This is a genomic window from Opitutia bacterium, assembly GCA_016217545.1.
In the GTDB taxonomy this organism is placed as follows: domain Bacteria; phylum Verrucomicrobiota; class Verrucomicrobiia; order Opitutales; family Opitutaceae; genus Didemnitutus.
In genome coordinates, this window is sequence record JACRHT010000017.1 from 48557 (window position 1) to 66528 (window position 17972).

The 17972-nt window shown below is 65.5% G+C and carries 15 protein-coding genes; 7 read left to right on the forward strand and 8 right to left on the reverse strand.

The window, feature by feature from the left end; genetic code table 11:
- Positions 1-25: 25 nt before the first annotated feature.
- Positions 26-706, forward strand: coding sequence for a metal-dependent hydrolase (locus tag HZA32_16120; GenBank protein MBI5425605.1), 681 nt, complete (start codon positions 26-28; stop codon positions 704-706).
- Positions 707-955: 249 nt separating this feature from the next.
- Complete coding sequence (locus tag HZA32_16125; protein MBI5425606.1) at positions 956-1687, forward strand: DUF1275 domain-containing protein; 732 nt, start codon at positions 956-958, stop codon at positions 1685-1687.
- Positions 1688-1709: 22 nt separating this feature from the next.
- Here HZA32_16125 and HZA32_16130 read toward each other — a convergent pair whose 3' ends face one another.
- From HZA32_16130 to recF, 4 genes are all read right to left on the reverse strand, one after another.
- Positions 1710-3395, reverse strand: coding sequence for an STAS domain-containing protein (locus tag HZA32_16130; protein ID MBI5425607.1), 1686 nt, complete (start codon positions 3393-3395; stop codon positions 1710-1712).
- A gap of 212 nt (positions 3396-3607) precedes the next feature.
- On the reverse strand, positions 3608-4186 hold the full coding sequence (locus HZA32_16135; GenBank protein ID MBI5425608.1) for a crossover junction endodeoxyribonuclease RuvC: 579 nt from the start codon (positions 4184-4186) through the stop codon (positions 3608-3610).
- A 39-nt stretch (positions 4187-4225) separates the two neighbouring features.
- Positions 4226-4969, reverse strand: a complete 744-nt coding sequence (locus tag HZA32_16140; GenBank protein ID MBI5425609.1) for a sulfite exporter TauE/SafE family protein — start codon at positions 4967-4969, stop codon at positions 4226-4228.
- Positions 4966-6051, reverse strand: a complete 1086-nt coding sequence (gene recF, locus HZA32_16145) for a DNA replication and repair protein RecF (GenBank protein MBI5425610.1) — start codon at positions 6049-6051, stop codon at positions 4966-4968. The genes HZA32_16140 and recF overlap by 4 nt, the downstream gene beginning before the upstream one ends.
- A gap of 65 nt (positions 6052-6116) precedes the next feature.
- Here recF and HZA32_16150 point away from each other — a divergent pair, with 65 nt between their 5' ends.
- From HZA32_16150 to HZA32_16160, 3 genes are all read left to right on the forward strand, one after another.
- On the forward strand, positions 6117-6677 hold the full coding sequence (locus tag HZA32_16150; protein ID MBI5425611.1) for an SIS domain-containing protein: 561 nt from the start codon (positions 6117-6119) through the stop codon (positions 6675-6677).
- Positions 6678-6719: 42 nt separating this feature from the next.
- A complete protein-coding gene (locus HZA32_16155; GenBank protein ID MBI5425612.1) occupies positions 6720-8624 on the forward strand; it encodes a prolyl oligopeptidase family serine peptidase in 1905 nt (634 codons plus the stop codon).
- An 88-nt stretch (positions 8625-8712) separates the two neighbouring features.
- Entirely contained in the window at positions 8713-10596 is a 1884-nt protein-coding gene (locus HZA32_16160; GenBank protein MBI5425613.1) for a prolyl oligopeptidase family serine peptidase, read from the forward strand.
- A 22-nt stretch (positions 10597-10618) separates the two neighbouring features.
- Here HZA32_16160 and HZA32_16165 read toward each other — a convergent pair whose 3' ends face one another.
- Entirely contained in the window at positions 10619-10849 is a 231-nt protein-coding gene (locus HZA32_16165; GenBank protein MBI5425614.1) for a DUF2934 domain-containing protein, read from the reverse strand.
- A 432-nt stretch (positions 10850-11281) separates the two neighbouring features.
- On the opposite strand from HZA32_16165, the gene HZA32_16170 reads away from it, so the two are divergent.
- Together HZA32_16170 and HZA32_16175 are read left to right on the forward strand one after the other, a co-directional pair.
- Positions 11282-12481: a toll/interleukin-1 receptor domain-containing protein gene (locus tag HZA32_16170; protein ID MBI5425615.1), complete on the forward strand. Its 1200-nt coding sequence runs from the start codon at positions 11282-11284 to the stop codon at positions 12479-12481.
- A 93-nt stretch (positions 12482-12574) separates the two neighbouring features.
- Positions 12575-13090: a peptidylprolyl isomerase gene (locus tag HZA32_16175; GenBank protein ID MBI5425616.1), complete on the forward strand. Its 516-nt coding sequence runs from the start codon at positions 12575-12577 to the stop codon at positions 13088-13090.
- Between the two features lie 76 nt (positions 13091-13166).
- Here the strand turns inward: HZA32_16175 and HZA32_16180 are convergent, their stop codons facing one another.
- From HZA32_16180 to ald, 3 genes are all read right to left on the reverse strand, one after another.
- Positions 13167-14930 carry a hypothetical protein gene (locus HZA32_16180; protein MBI5425617.1) on the reverse strand — a complete coding sequence of 588 codons (1764 nt, stop codon included), beginning with the start codon at positions 14928-14930 and terminating at the stop codon, positions 13167-13169.
- 107 nt (positions 14931-15037) lie between these two features.
- On the reverse strand, positions 15038-16630 hold the full coding sequence (locus HZA32_16185) for a hypothetical protein (GenBank protein ID MBI5425618.1): 1593 nt from the start codon (positions 16628-16630) through the stop codon (positions 15038-15040).
- A gap of 146 nt (positions 16631-16776) precedes the next feature.
- The gene (gene ald, locus HZA32_16190) at positions 16777-17871 is read right to left on the reverse strand and encodes an alanine dehydrogenase (protein ID MBI5425619.1); all 1095 of its coding nucleotides are present in this window, start codon (positions 17869-17871) and stop codon (positions 16777-16779) included.
- Between the last annotated feature and the right edge of the window lie 101 nt (positions 17872-17972).

Here is a 17972-nt window from a genome sequence, read left to right on the forward strand (position 1 = left end):
GTCCTCAGTCTTCCGTCATCCGACCATGCGTCTCACCTACTTCGGCCACTCCGCTTTTCTCCTCGAAACCGCCCAGGCCCGCATCGTTTTCGACCCGTTCTTCGACGACAACCCCGCCAGCCCGGTCAAGGCCAAGGACATCGCGTGCGACTACCTCGTCGTGTCTCACGGCCATTCCGATCACTGCGCCGACGCGCTCGCCATCGCCCAACGCACCGGCGCCACGATCATCGCCAACTACGAGATCGCGGAATACCTGGCCAAAAGAGGCGCGAAGACGCACGACCTCAACCCCGGCGGCGGCTACGATTTCCCGTTCGGCCGCGTGAAGCTCACCCTCGCCTTCCACACGTCGAGCATCGAACTCGAGCCCAACCCGCCCTACGGCGGCGTCGCCTGCGGCGTGCTCGTCTCCGCCGACGGCAAGCACATCTACCACGCCGGCGACACCGCGCTCTTCTCCGACATGGCGCTCATCGGCCGCGTCGGACTCGATCTGGCGATGATCCCGATCGGCGACAGTTACACCATGGGTCCCGATGACGCGCTCCTCTCCCTCGACTACCTGCGCCCGAAACTCGCCGTGCCAATGCACTACAACACCTGGCCCAAGATCGCGCAGGACGGCGAAGCCTTCGCCCTCCGCGCCGCTCGCGCCAACCACCATACCCGCGCCCTGAAACCCGGCGAACAGCTCGCGTTTTAGGACACAGCGAAGCCACCGCAAACGCGCCCACCGACCGCCGCGTCCAGCGGAAGCGCAGACACTCTCCGCGATCGACAACGGCGCGCGGCGCCTTCCCAACGCATTCAGCGTCACGGCAAAGCGCATCTGTTGCGCCAACTCGCGTTCCTGCGGCCGGTCTCGGCGCGAAGCGACGCGGGCGCGGGCCGTCGCACACGACACAGATTTGATTTCCCCTCCGGCCCGCGACGTGCTTTGACGCACGGCTTCATGCTCACGAAACCGATACCGCGCTGGATTCTCGCCGGGGGATTTCTCCTCGCGTGCGTCGCCGGCTGCGTGAACGCCGTCGGTTTCCTCGGGGCGCACCATCAGGCCATTTCGCACATGTCCGGCACGGTCTCGAACCTCGGCATCGGCCTCGTGGGCAACGATCGCGCCGCGCTCGCGCACGTGGCATCGACGCTCGGTTGCTTCTTCGCCGGCTGCGTCCTCAGCGGACTCATCATCCGGCAAAGCACCCTCAAAGCCGGCCGGCGCTACGGCGTCGCGCTCGCCGTCGAAGCGGCTCTCCTGCTCGGGGCGACGTATTTCCTGCGCCACAGCGCAATCACCGGCGACTATCTCGCGGCCATGGCCTGCGGACTGCAAAACGCGATGGCCACGAGCTACAGCGGCGCGGTCATCCGCACGACGCATATGACGGGCATCGTCACCGACCTCGGCATCGCGCTCGGACTGCTCGCGCGCAACGAGAAGGTCGATTGGCGTCGCATCGGCCTCTACGGCGCGCTCCTGACCGGTTTCTTCAGCGGCGGCATTCTCGGCGCCCTCGGCTTCGCGCGGTTCGGCTACGACACCCTGCTCGTTCCTGCCGCGCTCACCGGCATCGGCGGCATCGGCTACACGCTTTTCAAGCAATTCGAGAAACCTGTCCGCCGCCGCCTGCGTTTGCTCCCGTCCGCGCCCGCGCCCACGGAACGCACCGACCGCGCCGCCTGAGCAAGCGGCGGCTCCTTCGCTCTCACTTCTTGCCGAGCAACTCCCGCGCGCGCGCCACCGCGCTCTCCAAATCGGCGCACACGTTGTCGCGGCCGAGTTCGTCGAAAAATCCCGCTTTCTCCAACATGAAGTAAGGCTGCGTGTGCGGCGCGCTCAGGATCAGGTGTTCCCGATGCCGCTTCATCTTTGCGTGCATGCTCTCGATGCGATTCAGCGCCGTCGCATCCATCGCCGTCACCGCGGCCATGTGCAGGATAACCACCTTGGTCTCACCGCCCGACCGGCGGATGATGCGATCGAGCTTCTCCGCCGAACCGAACAGCAGCGCCCCGAACACGCGGTAAATGATCACGCCGCGCGGCACGTTTTTCACCGGCTCGTGCCCCTGCCCACCTTGGGCCACCTGCTCGCCGGTCATCGCGTGCACCTGCGTGGTGTCGGCCACGCGCTTGATGAACGCAAACGCCGCCAGCACCATGCCGACCTCGACCGCCACGGTGAGATCGAACAGCACGGTCAGCGAAAATGTGGCGAGGAACACCGCCGAGTCGCCACGCGGCTTTTTGTGCAGCAACGCAAATTCCTCCCATTCGCCCATGCGGACCGCCACGACCACCAGCACCGCCGCCAGCACCGCCAGCGGCACGTCTTTCGCCAGCGGCGCCGCCACGAGCAGCACCGCCAGGAGGAAAATCGCGTGCACGATGCCCGCCACAGGCGTTTGCGCGCCGCCGCGGATGTTGGTCGCCGTGCGTGCGATGACGCCCGTGACCGGAATGCCGCCGAAGAGCGGGCTCACGAAATTCGCCGCCCCCTGCGCCATCAGCTCCTGGTTCGAGTCGTGCCGATCGTCGACCAAGCCGTCCGCCACCACCGCCGACAGCAGCGACTCGATCGCTCCGAGCATCGCGATGGTGAACGCCGGGCGGATGAGTGCGCTCAGGTGCGCCAGATCGAAAGGGGGCACCGCGAACGTCGGCAAGCCGCGCGGTATGCCGCCGAACTTGCTGCCGATCGTCTCGACCGGCACGTGGAACACCGCGACCGCGATCGTGCCGAGCACCACCGCGACGATGGATCCCGGCACGCGACTCCAGGCCTTCGGCCAGTAGAGCAGGATCGCCAGCGAGCCGAAGCCCATGACGACCGCCGGCCACTGCACCGTTTCCAGCGCCGCCGTCAGCGCGCCGAGCTTTGGCAGGAATTCCGCCGGCTCGTCCGCAAGCTGCAGCCCGAGAAACGCGCGCACCTGCGTCATGAGAATCGTGATCGCGATGCCGCACGTGAAGCCCGTCGTCACCGGATGCGGGATGAACTTGATCAAGTTGCCGAGCTTGAGCGCGCCCATCGCGAATAGGATCGCGCCAGCCATCATCGTGCAGAGGAGCAGACTCGGGAGGCCGTGCTCCGCCGCGATCAACGCCACCAAGCCCACGAACGCACCCGCCGGACCGCCGATCTGCACGCGCGATCCGCCGAGTATCGACACGATGAAACCGCCCACGATGCCCGTGTAGAGCCCCGCCGCCGGTGTCACGCCCGAGGAGATGCCGAGGCCGATGCAGAGCGACAGCGCAACGATGCCCACGGTCAGACCCGCGCCGAGATCGCCGATGAATTTCTCGCGGGAATAGTTTCCCCAGACCTCCAGCAATCGAGGCCGGAAGTGAAACGCACGCTCCGAAAACGGCGCACTCGTTTCGTTCATGCCATCACGCTGCGCAATTACCGCCGTCCGTGCAAGCGGCCAACGCATGCCGATCAACCTTCGCCAAAATCCACGCGTCCCCGCCCGCGATGCAGCCAAACTCCGTATTCCGGACTTCCGCCCCGCTCGCGCAGCCGGGCAGCGACTAGCAAAAACTTCGTATTACGGAGTTTTGCGGCAACGCCTTCGCCACCCAAACTCCGTTTCCGCCTTCACTCGCGCCACGTGAATGCGTGGCACAGCGCCACGCCCACCGCGTCGGCCTCGTCGAACGCCAGCGGCCGACCGTGCCCCAGCAGCGACATCACCGTGCGCGCCATCTGTTCCTTGCTCGCGCGCCCCGCGCCGACCACCGCCTGCTTCACGCGCAACGGCGGATACTCGAACGTCTCGATCTCCCGCAACGCCGCCGCAGCGATCGCCGCGCCGCGCGCCGCGCCGAGGATCTGCGCCGTCTGGAAATTCTGCACGTAGATCGTCTGCTCGAGCGCGACGTGTCGCGGCGAGAAATCCCCGAGGAACCGCGTCACCGCGCGATGGATTTCGCCGAGGCAAAACGCCATCGGATGCTTCGCCGGCACACGCACCGTCTCGCAGCGCAGCAACACCGGCTGTCGTCCCGAAGCGAACTCGATCAACGCCAGACCCGTGCCCCGCAGCGACGGATCGATGCCCAACACGCGGCCCGCAAACGGCGCTCGCGACAACGTCGGCGCCGTCGGCCATTCCTTGGGCGCGAGCGTGCCCTCGAGCTTCGCCTTCCAGAGTTGTCGCGCGTTCATCCGGGCCATCGCTTCTGAGATGTGGCGCGGGCACCGCCGCACTCCAACTCAAAAGAACAACAGCTTGACCGTCGCCAGCGCAGTCAGTCCCAGTGCCGCCACCTCGAACGCCCGCTGGTTCACCTTGCCCGCCACCACGCGCCCGATGAGCGCGCCCGCGATCACGGCCGGCGCGAGCCAGAGATTCAGCACGAGACTCTGCGCATTGATCAGCCCGAGCTGCGCCATGAACGGCACCTTGAAGAGATTCACCGCCATGAAAAACACCGCGCTCGTGCCGAGGAATTCCAGCTTCGGCAACCGCATCGCGAGCAGGTAAAGCATCATCACCGGCCCGGCCGCATTGGCCACCTGCGTCGCGAATCCCGCAAACACGCCCGCCAGCACGCCCAGCCACAGCGGCGCGTGACTCGCCGCCTCCGCGCTCTCCGGCCGCGCCTTCCGCAGCAGGTGCACCGCGAGCATGATCGCGAGCAACGCGCCCACGAGCCGCGTCGTCTGCCGATCGTCCGCGACGCGCAAGGCCGCCCAACCGATCACGACGCCCACGATCGTCGGCGCGAGCAGGCGCCACAGATGTTTCCACTGCGCATGCGCCCGGTAGCTCACCACCGCGAACACGTCGCCGACGATCAGCAACGGCAACACCACGCCGGTCGCCTGCCGCGCTGGCATCAGATTCGAGAAAATCGCGACAAACAGGATGCCCAACCCCGGGATTCCCGTCTTGGAAAACCCCGCCGTGAACGCACCGACGGCGAGCAGCAGCCATTGCCACGCCTCGAAGCTCACGCCGCGCCGCCTTCCTCGACGCGTCCGCCCGCCACGCGCAACACCTGCCACGTGCCCGCTTCCGCCTCGGGCAGAGCAGTGCCCGTCGCCACGACCTGCGGCTGACCGTCGAGCGACGCCCAAAATTTCCGCCGCCGCTCCGGATCGAGTTCGCCGAGCACGTCGTCGCACAGCAGCACCGGCTCGATCGCGCTGTGCCGCTTGAAATACGTCGCCTGCGCCAACCGCAGCGCGATCACGAGGCACCGTTGCTGGCCCTCGGAGGCGAAATTCTTCGCCGGACGCCCTTGCAGCAGGAAATCCAAATCGTCGCGATGCGGCCCGCGTTCGGTGGATTTCAGCAGCGTGTCGCGCGGACGCGCCTTCGCGAGCTGTGCCGCGAATTCCTCCGCCGTGGTCGCCGCGGTGTCGGGCGCGTAGATCAATCCCGCCTGTTCGCCCTCGGGCACCAGCCGCGCGTGCGCCAATCGAAACAACTCGCTCAACTCCTCGACGCCGCTCGCGCGCGCCGCGACGAGCTTCACGGCGTGCTTCGCCGCCTCGTGCTCGAACGCCGTCAGCTGCGCCGCGTCGCGCCCGCCGTGTTTCAAGAGGATGTTCCGCTCTGCCACGGCACGCGTGTAGCCCTGCAGCGCCGCGAGGTAGGCGCCGTCCATCGCCGCGAGCGTCAGATCGAGCCAGCGGCGCCGCAACGACGGCGAGCCGCGCAACAACTGGTTGTCCTGCGACGAGAAAACGACGCTCGGAAACTTGCCGATGAAGTCCGCGAGGCGCGTCACCTTGCCCTGCTCCCACTCCACCGTGCGCCCGTCCGCGCCGAACGTGATCGCCAGCTTCGACTCGCCGAACTGCTCGTGCTCGATCGTGAAGCCGAGCCCGGCCTGCTTCTGCTCCAGCGCAACGAGCGCGCGCGGCTCTGCACCGCGAAACGACCGCAGCGCCGTCACGTAACCCAGCGCTTCGAGAAAGTTCGTTTTCCCCTGCCCGTTCGCGCCGACGAGAAACGTGTGCCGCCCCGCCAACTCCACCGAGACGAGCGGCAGGTTGCGGAAATTTTGCAGCGTGACGTGGGCGAAGCGCATGGCGCGGGCCGACGGTTGGCGCGCGCGGGCTTGCTGGCAAGCCGGGCGTCTGTTTGCGTCGAGGCATGTCTTCCTTCGAAGCCTCGCAACAAGCGACCATCGCCGCACTCCAAGGGCTCTCCGCGCAACGCGCTCAAATCGACCGTGCCGGCGATTTGATCCTGCAGGCGCTCAAAGCGGGCCGGAAGATCATCGCCTGTGGCAACGGCGGCAGCGCGGCCGAGGCCCAGCATCTCACCACGGAGCTCGTCGGACGCTATTTCAAGAACCGCCGTTCGCTCCCCGCCGTGGCGCTCACGGCCGACGGCACGCTCGTGACCTGCATCGGCAACGACTACGGCTACGACGCCATCTTCTCGCGCCAAATCGAGGGCCTCGCGCAACCCGGCGACGTGGTCGTCGTGCTCACCTCGAGCGGCAACTCGAAGAACATCCTCCTCGCGCTCGACGCGGCGAAGAAACTCGGCCTCGACACCATCGCGCTGCTCGGCCGCGGCGGCGGCAAGGCGAAGGGACTCGCGACGGCCGAGATCATCGTCCCCGGCGAGAGCGGCGCCGCGGCGCAGGAATGCCACCTTTTCCTCATCCACCACTTCTGCGACCGCGTGGACGAGGTTTTTAACTGACGCCAGCGCGGCTCGGGTCGGCCGCACGGTTTTCGATTTCCCATGTTACGAAGGATCACCGCCCTGCTCGGCGCGTGCGCGACGCTGGTGTGCGTCTCCGTTGGCACCACCGCCCCCGCCCCACTGCCCATCGATGCATTCATTGCGGAGCCGGAGTTTCGGAATCCAAAGCTCTCGCCCAATGGGGCCAGCATCGCGCTGATCTATCGCCAGGACTTCAAGGAAGTCGTGATGCTGCTCGACACGGCGACGATGCAGCCGCGACTGGGGCCGACGCTGAGCAATCTCCGGGTGTTGAATTTTTGGTGGAAGGGCGATGATACGCTCCTGCTGTTACTGGAGGAGCTGAACGGTCAGTCCTATTTTCGCGCGTTCAACTTGACGACGCAGACGACCTCCGAGCTCCGACAGCTCAATCGCCGCGCCACGAGCATCGTGAATCCGCTCGTCGGTGATCCAACGCACATTCTCGTGGCGAGCGCCACGTCGACGGGAAACGACCTCCGCCGCTACGATCTCGTCCGTGACAAGGCCGAGGTGATCGAGAAGAATCCCGGCTGGGTCCTGCATTGGTTCACGAACCGGGCCGGCGAAGCGATCGCCGGTCTCGGGCAGGTGGAGGACGAGTGGTTCATGCTCGTGCGCGACAAACCAACAGCCGACTGGAAACGCATCGCGCTCGGCCGCGGCAGTCAGCCGAGCTTTCGCCCTTGGGCCGTCGCCGCCGACCAGCGCCGGCTGCTGGGCTACGATTACGCGACCTCCGACACCGCGCGAGTGGTGGCGCGCGACCCGATCACCGGGGCGGAGGACGTGATTTTCCACTCTCCCGAAGTCGATCCGAGCTACAATTTGGTGTGGGGTGACGACGAGACTCGCGTGCGCGCCATCGCCTACGAGACCGACAAGCCGCGTTTTCACTATCTCGCGGAAAGCGACGCCCAACTCGCCGCGGCCATCGACCGATCGCTCCCGCAGACCGTCAACAACATCATCAGCACCTCCGCCGACGAAAGCCGCCTGTTAATCGAGGCCACCAGCGACGTCGTGCCCGAGCTGTATTTCCTGCTCGATCGGAAGAGTGGACGGATGCAATCGCTCGGCGGCGCGCGGTCGGGCTTGGCGCTCAATCGTCTGGCGCGCTCCCGCTTTTTCACGTTCCAGGCGCGCGACGGGCAAAAGCTCAGCGGGCGGATCATCTTGCCAGAAGCCTCGGCCGGAAAACCGGGTTTGATCGTCAGCGCGGGCTATGACTTCACCCAGCGGGCGCAGGCGTTCTACCAGCCCTTCATGCAACTGTGGGCCAGCCGCGGCTTCGCCGTGCTCGAAGTCAATCACCGCGGCGTCGAGGGCTTCGGCCAAGCCTTCGCCAAGGCCGGCGAGATGAAGGTCGCCACCACGATGGCGGACGACCTCGCTGACGCGGTTCACCACGCCATTGCGGAGGGTTGGGTCGACGCGCGCCGCGTGGCCATCGTGGGACAAGGCAACGGCGGCGTGCTCGCGTTGCACACGCTGGTGCGGCACCAGGAGTTGTTCGGCGCGTGGATCAATCTCGCCACACCGATGGACAACGGAGCGCTCGACGTGGACGACCTCGCGTTCGGGCTGCACGACACCAGCGCGGGGCGACTGCGCGCCAATGACTACTTCCGCCTGAAACGCTATCAGCGGGAACTCGATCCCTCGCTCCAGCTCGGCAAAGTGCGCGTGCCGTCGTTCCACTATTTCACGCGCAACATGAACGAGCGCTCCGGCGCGAAAGTGGAAAAGACGATGAAGCAGGCCGGCGCGGAGTGCGTCATCCTCGTGACGCCAAAGCCACCGGAGAAAGTCGACCAGACGATGGCCGACTTCGACCGACGCACGCACGAGGAGACCCGCCGCGTCTACTCGGCGATGCTGGATTTCCTGCAACGGACGCTGCCCGTCCGCGCCGCCCCGTAGCGCGGCAAGATTCACCTTGCCGCTCACGAGCGCGCTTCAAGTCTCTCTCCGTATTCGAGCGGCCCGGGCCAGCCGCTCCCTCGCCCCTATGAAACGCCTGCTCTGCGCTGTCCTGGCGCTGGCCGCGTGCACGCACGCCAGCCTCGCCGCCGATTCACCCGCTCCGCTGCCGCTCGAGTATTTCTTCGCGCCCCCGAGCTTTCGCCTGCCCCGCCTCGCCCCCGACGGCCGCTCCTACAGCGTCGTGATGCTGGTCGGGCAGGAGGAGGTTTTGAGCCTCGTGGATTTCGCCACCAACAAAGCCACACCGCTCCTGCGCACCGACGCCCGCTTCCGCAACTACTGGTGGAAGTCACCCGATCTGCTGCTGATCCTGGACGAGCGCGACGGACGCGCGGGGTTCGAGACGTTCAATCTGAAAACCCTCAAGACCGATCAACCCAGCGACCTCCGCTACGCGGGACTGGCCAATCCGTTGCCGGACGACCCCGAGAACGTGCTACTCGTCCGCTACCGGAATTGGGACCTCGATCTGCTCAAGTTCAACGTCCGCACCGGGCGTGCCACCCAGGTGCCCGTGCCCTCCGGCTACGTGCAACGCTGGTTGACCACCGCCCGGGGGGACGTCGTCGCGGGCTTCGGACGCCTGCACGAGAAATGGTTCATGGTCCTCCCGCAAGGCTCGGGCTGGCGACGCGTGGAGCTGGGCGATCGTCGCCTGCCCGATTTCCAGCCCGTGTGGGTCGCGGAGGATCAGCGCCGCCTCGTGGGTTTCGACTCCGCTTCCGGCGACACCGTGCGCCTGATCGCATGGGACCCTGCCACCGACGCCAAGGAACTCCTATGTGCGGCCGATACGATCGACCCCGAATACCTGTCGGCATGGGGCGAGGACTGGACCCGCATGCAATACGTCGCCTTCGAAACGGACCGGCCGAAATTCCGCTACCTGAACGCGGACGATCAAGCCGTCGCCGATGCTCTCGACGCTGCGCTGCCCAACACCACGAACCAAATCGTCAGCGTCACCCCGGACAAATCGCGCCTCATCGTTTTCAGCACGAGCGACCGTGTGGCGGGCGATTTCTACCTCTTCGACGTGAAAGTCCGAAAACTCGTGAAATTCGGCACGGTCTCGCCGAAGCCGCAACCGGCCCGCTTGGCGCAAAACCGCTATTTCGAATTCAGCTCGCGCGACGGGCTCACCTTGCACGGTCGCGTTCACCTGCCACCCAACAGCAAGGGACCGTGGCCAACCGTCCTCATCGTCGATGGTCCGGAGCGCAGCCATTTCGGATACTCGCCACGCGAGCAGGCGCTCGCGTGCGCCGGCTACGCGGTCGTCGATATCGATACCCGGGGCACCGTCGGCTACGGCGAGCGATTCTGGGCGGCGGGAAATCAGGAACTCGGCGGCAAGATCGTCGACGATCTCGTCGACGGGATCGACTGGCTCGCTCAGAAGCAGATCGTCGACCCTGCGCGGGTCGCGGTGCTCGGCTATTTGCAGGGCGGCCTTACCGCGGTGCAGGCCGCGCGCCGCCACCCGCAGCGTTTCGCGGCCGTCGTGAACTTCTGGGCTCCCGCCCATTTCGACTACGTGGACCACATGGACTTCGTTTACGGTCGGATGAGTCAGGATGAGGTCAAGTCGCGCCTCGGCGGCGAGACCGGCGTGCGCCGCTACATGGAAACGCTCAATCCCGTTCCCATTCTCTCGGAGCTGAAAGTGCCCTCGTTCCACTACTACCCGCGCGACCCGAAAGCGGGCCTGTATTACGAAGCCGAGCGTGTGCAGCGCGCGCTCGCGAAGGGCGGCACCCCGCACATCTTCCTGGAAGGTTTGACGATCCGCGGGCCCGATCAGCTCCTCGGCGACCACAGTCCCGACTTCCCGCGCGAGTGGCGGCGGGTCTTCGGCGAGCTGCTGCCCTTCCTCGACCGGCACGTGGCGAAGAAGACCAGCTCCTGATCGTCGCCCGGGGCAGCCGACTTCAATTCGGCGTCACGAGCTGCTCGGTCGGACGGATTGGGCTTTCGCCCGCATCGTCCGGCGCACGCCGCGCTTGGCGGCGATGGCGCACCCTTTCCTGCGCGGCCAGCCAGTGGTCGAGTTCGCGGCCGTCGGGGCAGCCGTCCTGTTGCCAGAGCAGATAGGCTTCGTGGCGGATCTCCTCGGTGAGGTCGCCACGCGGCCGGTCTTCACGGTGTTCGCGGGTTTTCATGACACCTCCTTGGTTGAGCCACAGGATACCCCGTCCGGACCGACGGCACAGCGCATTTTGTGCTAAATCTTCGGGACGCTTTGCGCTCTTGCCTTCGCCACGGCGGCAAGAATCTGGCGCCGTCCAGCGACAGCCCAGCCCGACAGGGTCTCGTGCATTCGAATTGGAACCCGCCGCGCCCGCGAAACTCGCATCAATCAATTCTGACGCTCGCCGGCCGGCCTTCGTCGGCCAAGAGCGTCGCGGCAATCGTCGGGCCCGAAGGCACCGCTATATCGACCGCACAACCGGCGGCACTTTCGCATGCCTCGCCTCCACCTGTCCTCAAAGGAGCCAGTCGGGCTGAATCAATTTCCTACTCTGGCTGCGGCCCCACTACACGCTCGCCGTCTGGCGCTTTATCTGCATATATACTCCTGAAGCACCCCACCCATGAGTCAGAATCCCACTGTTTTTATCAGCTGGTCGTCAAGCGGCTCTAGCGGAGACATCGCCAAAATCCTCAAAGATTGGCTGATCGCGAACTTCCGCAATCTCGACGTCTACTTCACGCCGGAGGACATCGGCGCCGGCCAACGCTGGTCCCCAGAGCTGGCCGAGATTCTTCAAAACTGCCACATTGGCATATTCGTCTATACTCAGGAGAATCTGAACAATTGCTGGATGGCCTTCGAGGCTGGAGCACTCTCCAAGATGACCAACGAGAGCCGCGTCATTCCGATTCTCTTCGATGCACTGCCGCATGAACTCTGCAGCCCGCTTCGGCAGTTTCAGGCCCGCAGCTTCACGAAGGAGGGATTCCAGAGCGCCTGCGAGGCCATCAACAAGGCCCTCGGATCGCCCAAAACGCAGAGTGATCTTGCGGCCATCCTCCGCTTCTCGTGGCCTCAGCTCCATCGTGAGATCGAGGAAGCGGTGAAGAGCCGCGAGCGGCAGAATCCAGAGGCTCCCGATATCCGGACCGCCACAGAAAATCTGTATTCGCTGATCCGCGATTTGCCAGTCATCAGCAAGGGCTTCGCCAAGGACGTCTCGGAACTCGTGCAACAGGTGAAGACCACCCAGAAAGGCACCTACCTGTTCATCGATGGCCAGCGCGAGGCTTTCGCCGCGCTCATCGCCGCTACCATGCGCGCCAAGGAGAACATCCGTTCCACCCGCTTCTTCCCGATGGCGATACAGGGCAACCAAGACAACTACGGCGAAGCGATCAGGCAGCGCGTGCTCGGCGACGCCCAGCTGGGCATCCAACCCGTCAAGAGATACACCCGCATCATTGCCGCGAACAACAAGGCCAAGTTGAAGGACATCGAGGTGTATTTGGAAACCTTCCGCGGCTGCGCGTTCGACTTGTATCTCACCCGCGTGTCGAACTCCTTCGAGCTCGTCATCATCGACGACGACGAGGTGTTCGTGCACTTCTACGGCGAAGGCGAGGTGATCAACTCCACCCTCCACATCGTCGGCACGGAGGTGACGAAGCATTTCACGGACATCTACCACCGCCTGCACGATCCGTCCCACGATCCGGACATTCTCAAGATCGAGTTCAAATACATGCGCGAAGTCGACATCGACGACTGGCGCTCCCGCATCCAGAAATTCTTCGACCACAAGGATCGGACCCCCTGAGGGGCGGATCTTCACGGCGGTGGCCGGCTCCAGCCGGCTCGCCGCCGCTTTCACCTTGCGGCCCCACCAGCTCCCGAATCTTGTTTCAGCTCCATGAGCGAAACCGCCTCCACCAACGAAGTCGCCGTCATCAAGACCAGCTACGGCGAAATGACCATCGCCTTCTGGCCCGACGTCGCGCCGAAGACCGTCGAGAATTTCAAGAAACTCGCCCGCGAGGGCTTTTACGATGGCACCGCGTTCCATCGCATCATCAAGGGCTTCATGATCCAGGGCGGCTGCCCGAACACGAAGGCCGGCGAGACCGGCATGCCCGGCACCGGCGGCCCCGGCTGGAAGGTGAAGGCCGAGTTCAACGCCAAGGCGCACGTGCGCGGCGTCATCTCGATGGCCCGCTCCTCGCACCCCGACAGCGCCGGCTCGCAGTTCTTCATCTGCCACGGCGACGCCCGCTTCCTCGACCGCCAATACACCGCTTTCGGCCAGCTGGTGAAGGGCGACGAAGTGCTTGAGCAACTCGCCAACGTTCCCGTGAAGTCCAACGGCGGCGAGAAGAGCACGCCGATCGACCGCGTCGCCGTCGAGAGCGTGAAGATCGTCGCTGCCTGAGCCGCGCTCTCCGCTCCTTTCCCCTCAAGGCCGGCCGCAAGCCGGCCTTTTTGCTGCCCCTTCGCCACCGCCCTGGCTACTGGCCTATCAGTCCCAGCAGCCGTTTGGCTTCCTTCTTGTCCCGCGCTTCCGCGTCGGAATCAACGACCTCTTGCAAGAGCCGGCGGGCGTCGGCCTTTCTGCCGGCATTGGCATGTTCGACGGCACGCGACAGCCGATCAGCAGCAGTCGCTGTGCGGCGATTGACTTCCAACAGCGACTGCAGGTGCGGCTCGGGAAACTTCGCTCGCACTTCGTCGATGCGCGACACGATGCGCGCGTAGTTGGATTTCGCGAAAAGCTCATTCAACTCACGCTCGACCTCCTGCCAGTCCTGCACATGCAGGAGACGCCGCGCGAACTGCTTCAGGTCCGCTGTGGCGCGTGGATCGACGAGCGCGAGTTCGAGCCGCTGCCGCCCGCGACGCTCGTTTCCTTCCCGTAAGTCCGCCACCCCGAGTCCCACATCGATTGCCGCATCGTCCGGCGCGAGTTGCGCGCCTTTCTCCAGCAAGCGCCGGTCGGCGGGGTCGTAGACTTCGAGCGCCGAAACAACCCCGGCGAGACCCTGGTAAGCGGGGACGAAACGGGGATTCAGCGCCAGCGCCTGCCGGAGCGCGCGCGCAACATCCAGCGCCAGCGCCGGACTGAAGTTGTCCTCCACCACCTCGCTGGCCTGCATCCTCGCCACCGCGTAGCCGTAGTGCGCGTAATAGCTGCGGGAACCCGCGGCGATGGCGCGCGCAAAACAGTCCGCGGCCGACTGGTGGTTCTTTGCCATGGACTGAGCTTCAGCCAGCACCTGCCAGGCGAGAGGATCGGTCGGCGCGAGTTGGGTCTCCCGCTGCAAGAACGAGAGCGCTGCGCCAGTCTCTCCGCGCCGCGAACCGAGCAGGAGAATGCCTTTCGTGCGCTCCACTTCAGCGACGCTCGCGGGCCGGACGGTCAACTTCGATTCTATATCGGCATAGGGCACCCGGAAACGCTGCGGCGCGTAGTGCCCCTGCTTGAGATACGCGGCCAGCTTGCGACCGAACTCCGCGTAGTCCGCGCCGAACGCATCACGAAAAGCCCCTTCCAAATCCGCGCGGTGCGCCAATCCATCCAGATAGCGCGCGATCGCATCGCGACCCGGCGACCCGCGGCCATACAGCAGATAGTGCGACATGAACCACGAACGGGCGTAGAACAGCGTCGCGCGATTGCCCTCGTTGAATCGTATGCCCTCGCGGGGCGTCATCACCAGCCGGCCAACATCGACCCCTTCGCGAAGCAGCAACCGCAAGTGATCGGGCATCAACGCACCGAAGGAACACGAGTCGCCCTCGGCGCGGAACGTAGAGTAGACCTCCGCCACGCCCTCCTCCAGCCACGCCGGGAGATTCTGCTCCGCCGACGCACTATACCAATGCACAGCTTCGTGAAACACGAGCTGCCGCGTGGTCCGCTCGTCGTAGTCCAAGGCAAGCGCGAGCGCGTGAGTGCCGCCGACGTGCACGAAAAAACCTCCGATCTCCTCCGGCTTGCCGTTTTCGAGCGGCTTGAACGGCCGCAATTCCCGGTCGCGCGGGAAGAGCAGCACGGTGACCGGTTGCAGCTGTTGCTCCGGCACGTCCACGACCAGCTGCATCGCCCGGCGAAACTGCTCCAGCTCCACGGCCCACCGCCGCGCGGTCGCCTCGGACGCCGGTGTCAGGACGGTGAACAGCGGGCTCTGCACGGCGACCCACTTCTCCGGCTTGGCAACCAGCCACGCCGGCGCCACGCCCACCAGCACAGCCAAACACACGGTGCGCGCCAAGCGACGCCAGCCTCCGCCCCTGCGCCGTCCCGGCACTGGCGCGCCGCGGCAAACGTCCGGACGCGAATACGGCCCCGCTGGTTTGTCTGAAAACAAAAACGGCGAACTCATCGCGGCGCCTCGCTCATCGGATTGATCTTAATCGTCGGCGCGAATGAAGGCCGCTTCTCACGTGCGGGAGATTTTTCATGCACCGGCCGCCGGCCTTCCATCTTCGCCCGCAAAACCTCCGCCGCTTCGCGGCTCCAGGAATCGGGGGCCAAACCGGGCAGTTGATCGAGCAACTGCAGCGCTTCGGCATCCTTGCCGAGGTGATGACGCGCGCACGCCAGCGCAACAAGCGTGCGATCCCGGGCCTTCAATTGGGCGAAGCGACGCTGCACGGTATTCAGGTTCGCCACGATCGGCTCCGCGGCGCTGGCCTCGACCCAAGCGAGCATCTCGTAAGCACGCGACTGCTCGGGCGTCGCTGCGATGGAGCGCAGCAGGCAGCTGCGCAATTCTTCCCCGAGCTCCGCCGGCATGCGGTAATACGGGTCGAAGCGCGCGAACAGCTGCCGCGTGCGATACTCGACGTATTCCTGCGCCACGGCGGGATTCGGAGCGTCGGCGGTGAGGGCCTTCTGCCACCGCTCCTGCATCGCCACGGTGTCGCCTTTCGAGCGCGCGAGCGTGCCGAGGACTTCGTTGGCGCGGACGTCGCCCGCGCTGGCCGCTTCGAGCAGCGCGAACTCCGCGCGCGGGTCCTGCCGCGTGCGCACCAGCACCTCGGCGAGACGCAACCGCATCGTCGCGGGCGGCATGTCCTCCACCGTGAAGGTCTTCGCATCCGGCACCGGCGGCGGCGGCGCGCTGCGCGCTTGGTAGCGACCGGCGGACGCGTAGAAATTCAACTCTTTGGTCAAACGGTCGAGGTCCCATCCGAGGAGCTGCTTGCTCGCTTCCCGCAACAGCGCGGGATTCTCATTCACCTCCGGCGACCGGGCGGCCGCGAGAAAGCGGAGCCGGTTCTCCAACGGAATGTCGACCGCGCCGAAATAGCAGAAATGCACGAGCAACCACGACTGCGCGTAGAAGATGCCCGTATGGCTGTTGCCGCGATAGAGTGCGGAGTCGCGGCCGGTGGCGACGAGTTGCTCGAGCGGCATGAACTTCTCCTGCTGCAACGCGCGCAACCAGCCGAGCGGCGGACGGCCGAACATCAGCTTCCCGCGCTCGATCGCGACGGTGGAGTAGACCTCCGCCATTCCTTCGTTGAACCACACGGGCGGATTTTCCTCCGCCACGCGGAAGAGATGGTGCACGAATTCGTGCCGCACGACCAGCGGCGAGCTCTCTTCGTTGTCGGGCGGTGTGAGCAGGATCGTCGTGCGATCGGCCTGAGCGAGGTGCAGCCCGCGCAGGCGATTCGCGCGATTCACCGTCGTCGGCAGGCACGCTTGGAAATCCCTTTCACCGGCGAAGAGAAAGACCGTCACGGGGATCGGGCGATGCTCGCGCAGGTGAACCTGTTCGAGGAAGAACGCGCGGAGCAATTCGAGATCGCTCAACGTGTCCACGGCGCGCCACGCGCTGTCGTTGGTGTAGAGTTCGAAATGCGACGAGCGATGGAGCCGCCAACGCGATTTCTCGCCCGGAAAGCCACTTTCGGCGGCCGGGAGCGAGGACGGCAGGAGGAGCGCCGCCAGCCCGAGCAGCACGCCGCGAAGACAAGAACGTAGATTGCCCATTTTGAATGGGCCCGCGTCCGCACAATGGCTCGCGCGGCAAAAGCCCGGCAAACAAAAAGCCCGGCGCGGTGAGGCGCCGGGCGGAAGATTCAACACGCCAGAGTGCGCGGGGTCGCTCAGGCTTGATCGAAGCCGACGGCCTTCGCGACTTCGTCGTAAACGATGCGGCCGCCGCGAGTATTCACGCCCTTGGCGAGGCCCTTGTGCTCGTTCAGCGCGCGCTCGACGCCCTTCTGGACGATCATCGCGACGTAGGGCTCGGTGGCTTGCGTGAGACCGAGCGTCGAGGTGCGGCCGACGAGCGCCGGCATGTTCGGCACGGCGTAGTGGTTGACGCCGAACTCCTGGTAGGTCGGCTTCTCGTGCGAGGTGTATTTGATGCCCTCGATGCAGCCGCCCTGGTCGATCGCGATGTCGACGATCACCGAGCCGGGGCGCATGTTCTTCACCATCTTCTTGGTGACGACGATCGGAGCCTTGGCGGCCGGGATGAGCACCGCGCCGATCACGAGATCAGCCGAAGCGACTTCGGCTTCCACGTTGGCGGGGTTGGAAACGAGCGTGACGACCTTGCCACGGTATTCCTGGTCCATGACCTCGAGCTTGCGCGTGTCGAGATCGAGCACCGTGACGCGCGCGCCCATACCGGCGGCCATGCGGACGGCGTGCGCGCCGGAGTTGCCCGCGCCGACCACGACGACGTGGCCGGGCATCGTGCCGGGGATGCCGCCGAGCAGCACGCCCGAGCCGCCGACCTGCGATTGAAGGAAATACGCGCCGACCTGAATCGAGAGACGGCCGGCGATGTGCGACATCGGCTTGAGCAGCGGGAATTGTCCGTCGCCGCCCTCGACGGTCTCGTAAGCGATGCCGAGAACGCCCTTTTTGCAGAGCTGCTTCGCCAGCGCCGGGCCGGCGGCGAGATGCAGGTAGGTGAAGATCGTCTGGCCCTGCTGCATGAGGTCGAACTCGGCCTCGAGCGGCTCCTTCACCTTGAGAATCATGTCGGCGCTCTTCCAGACCTTGGCCGCGGAAGTCGCGAAGGTCGCGCCAGCGGCCTTGTATTCATCGTCGGTGAAACCGGCCGTCAGGCCCGCGTTCTTTTCCATGATGACCTTCGCGCCGAGCGAGGTGACGCGGCGGCAAAGGCTGGGGGTCATCGAAACACGTTTCTCACCGATCTTAATTTCTTTGGGGACACCGATAATCATGCGAACCGGGATACCGCGCGCCGCCGCCAAGACAAGAGCGCAACCCTCGTCTGGGCCGATAGTGGGAGGTCTTTCCTCGCCGCAGCAGCGCCTAATTCTCG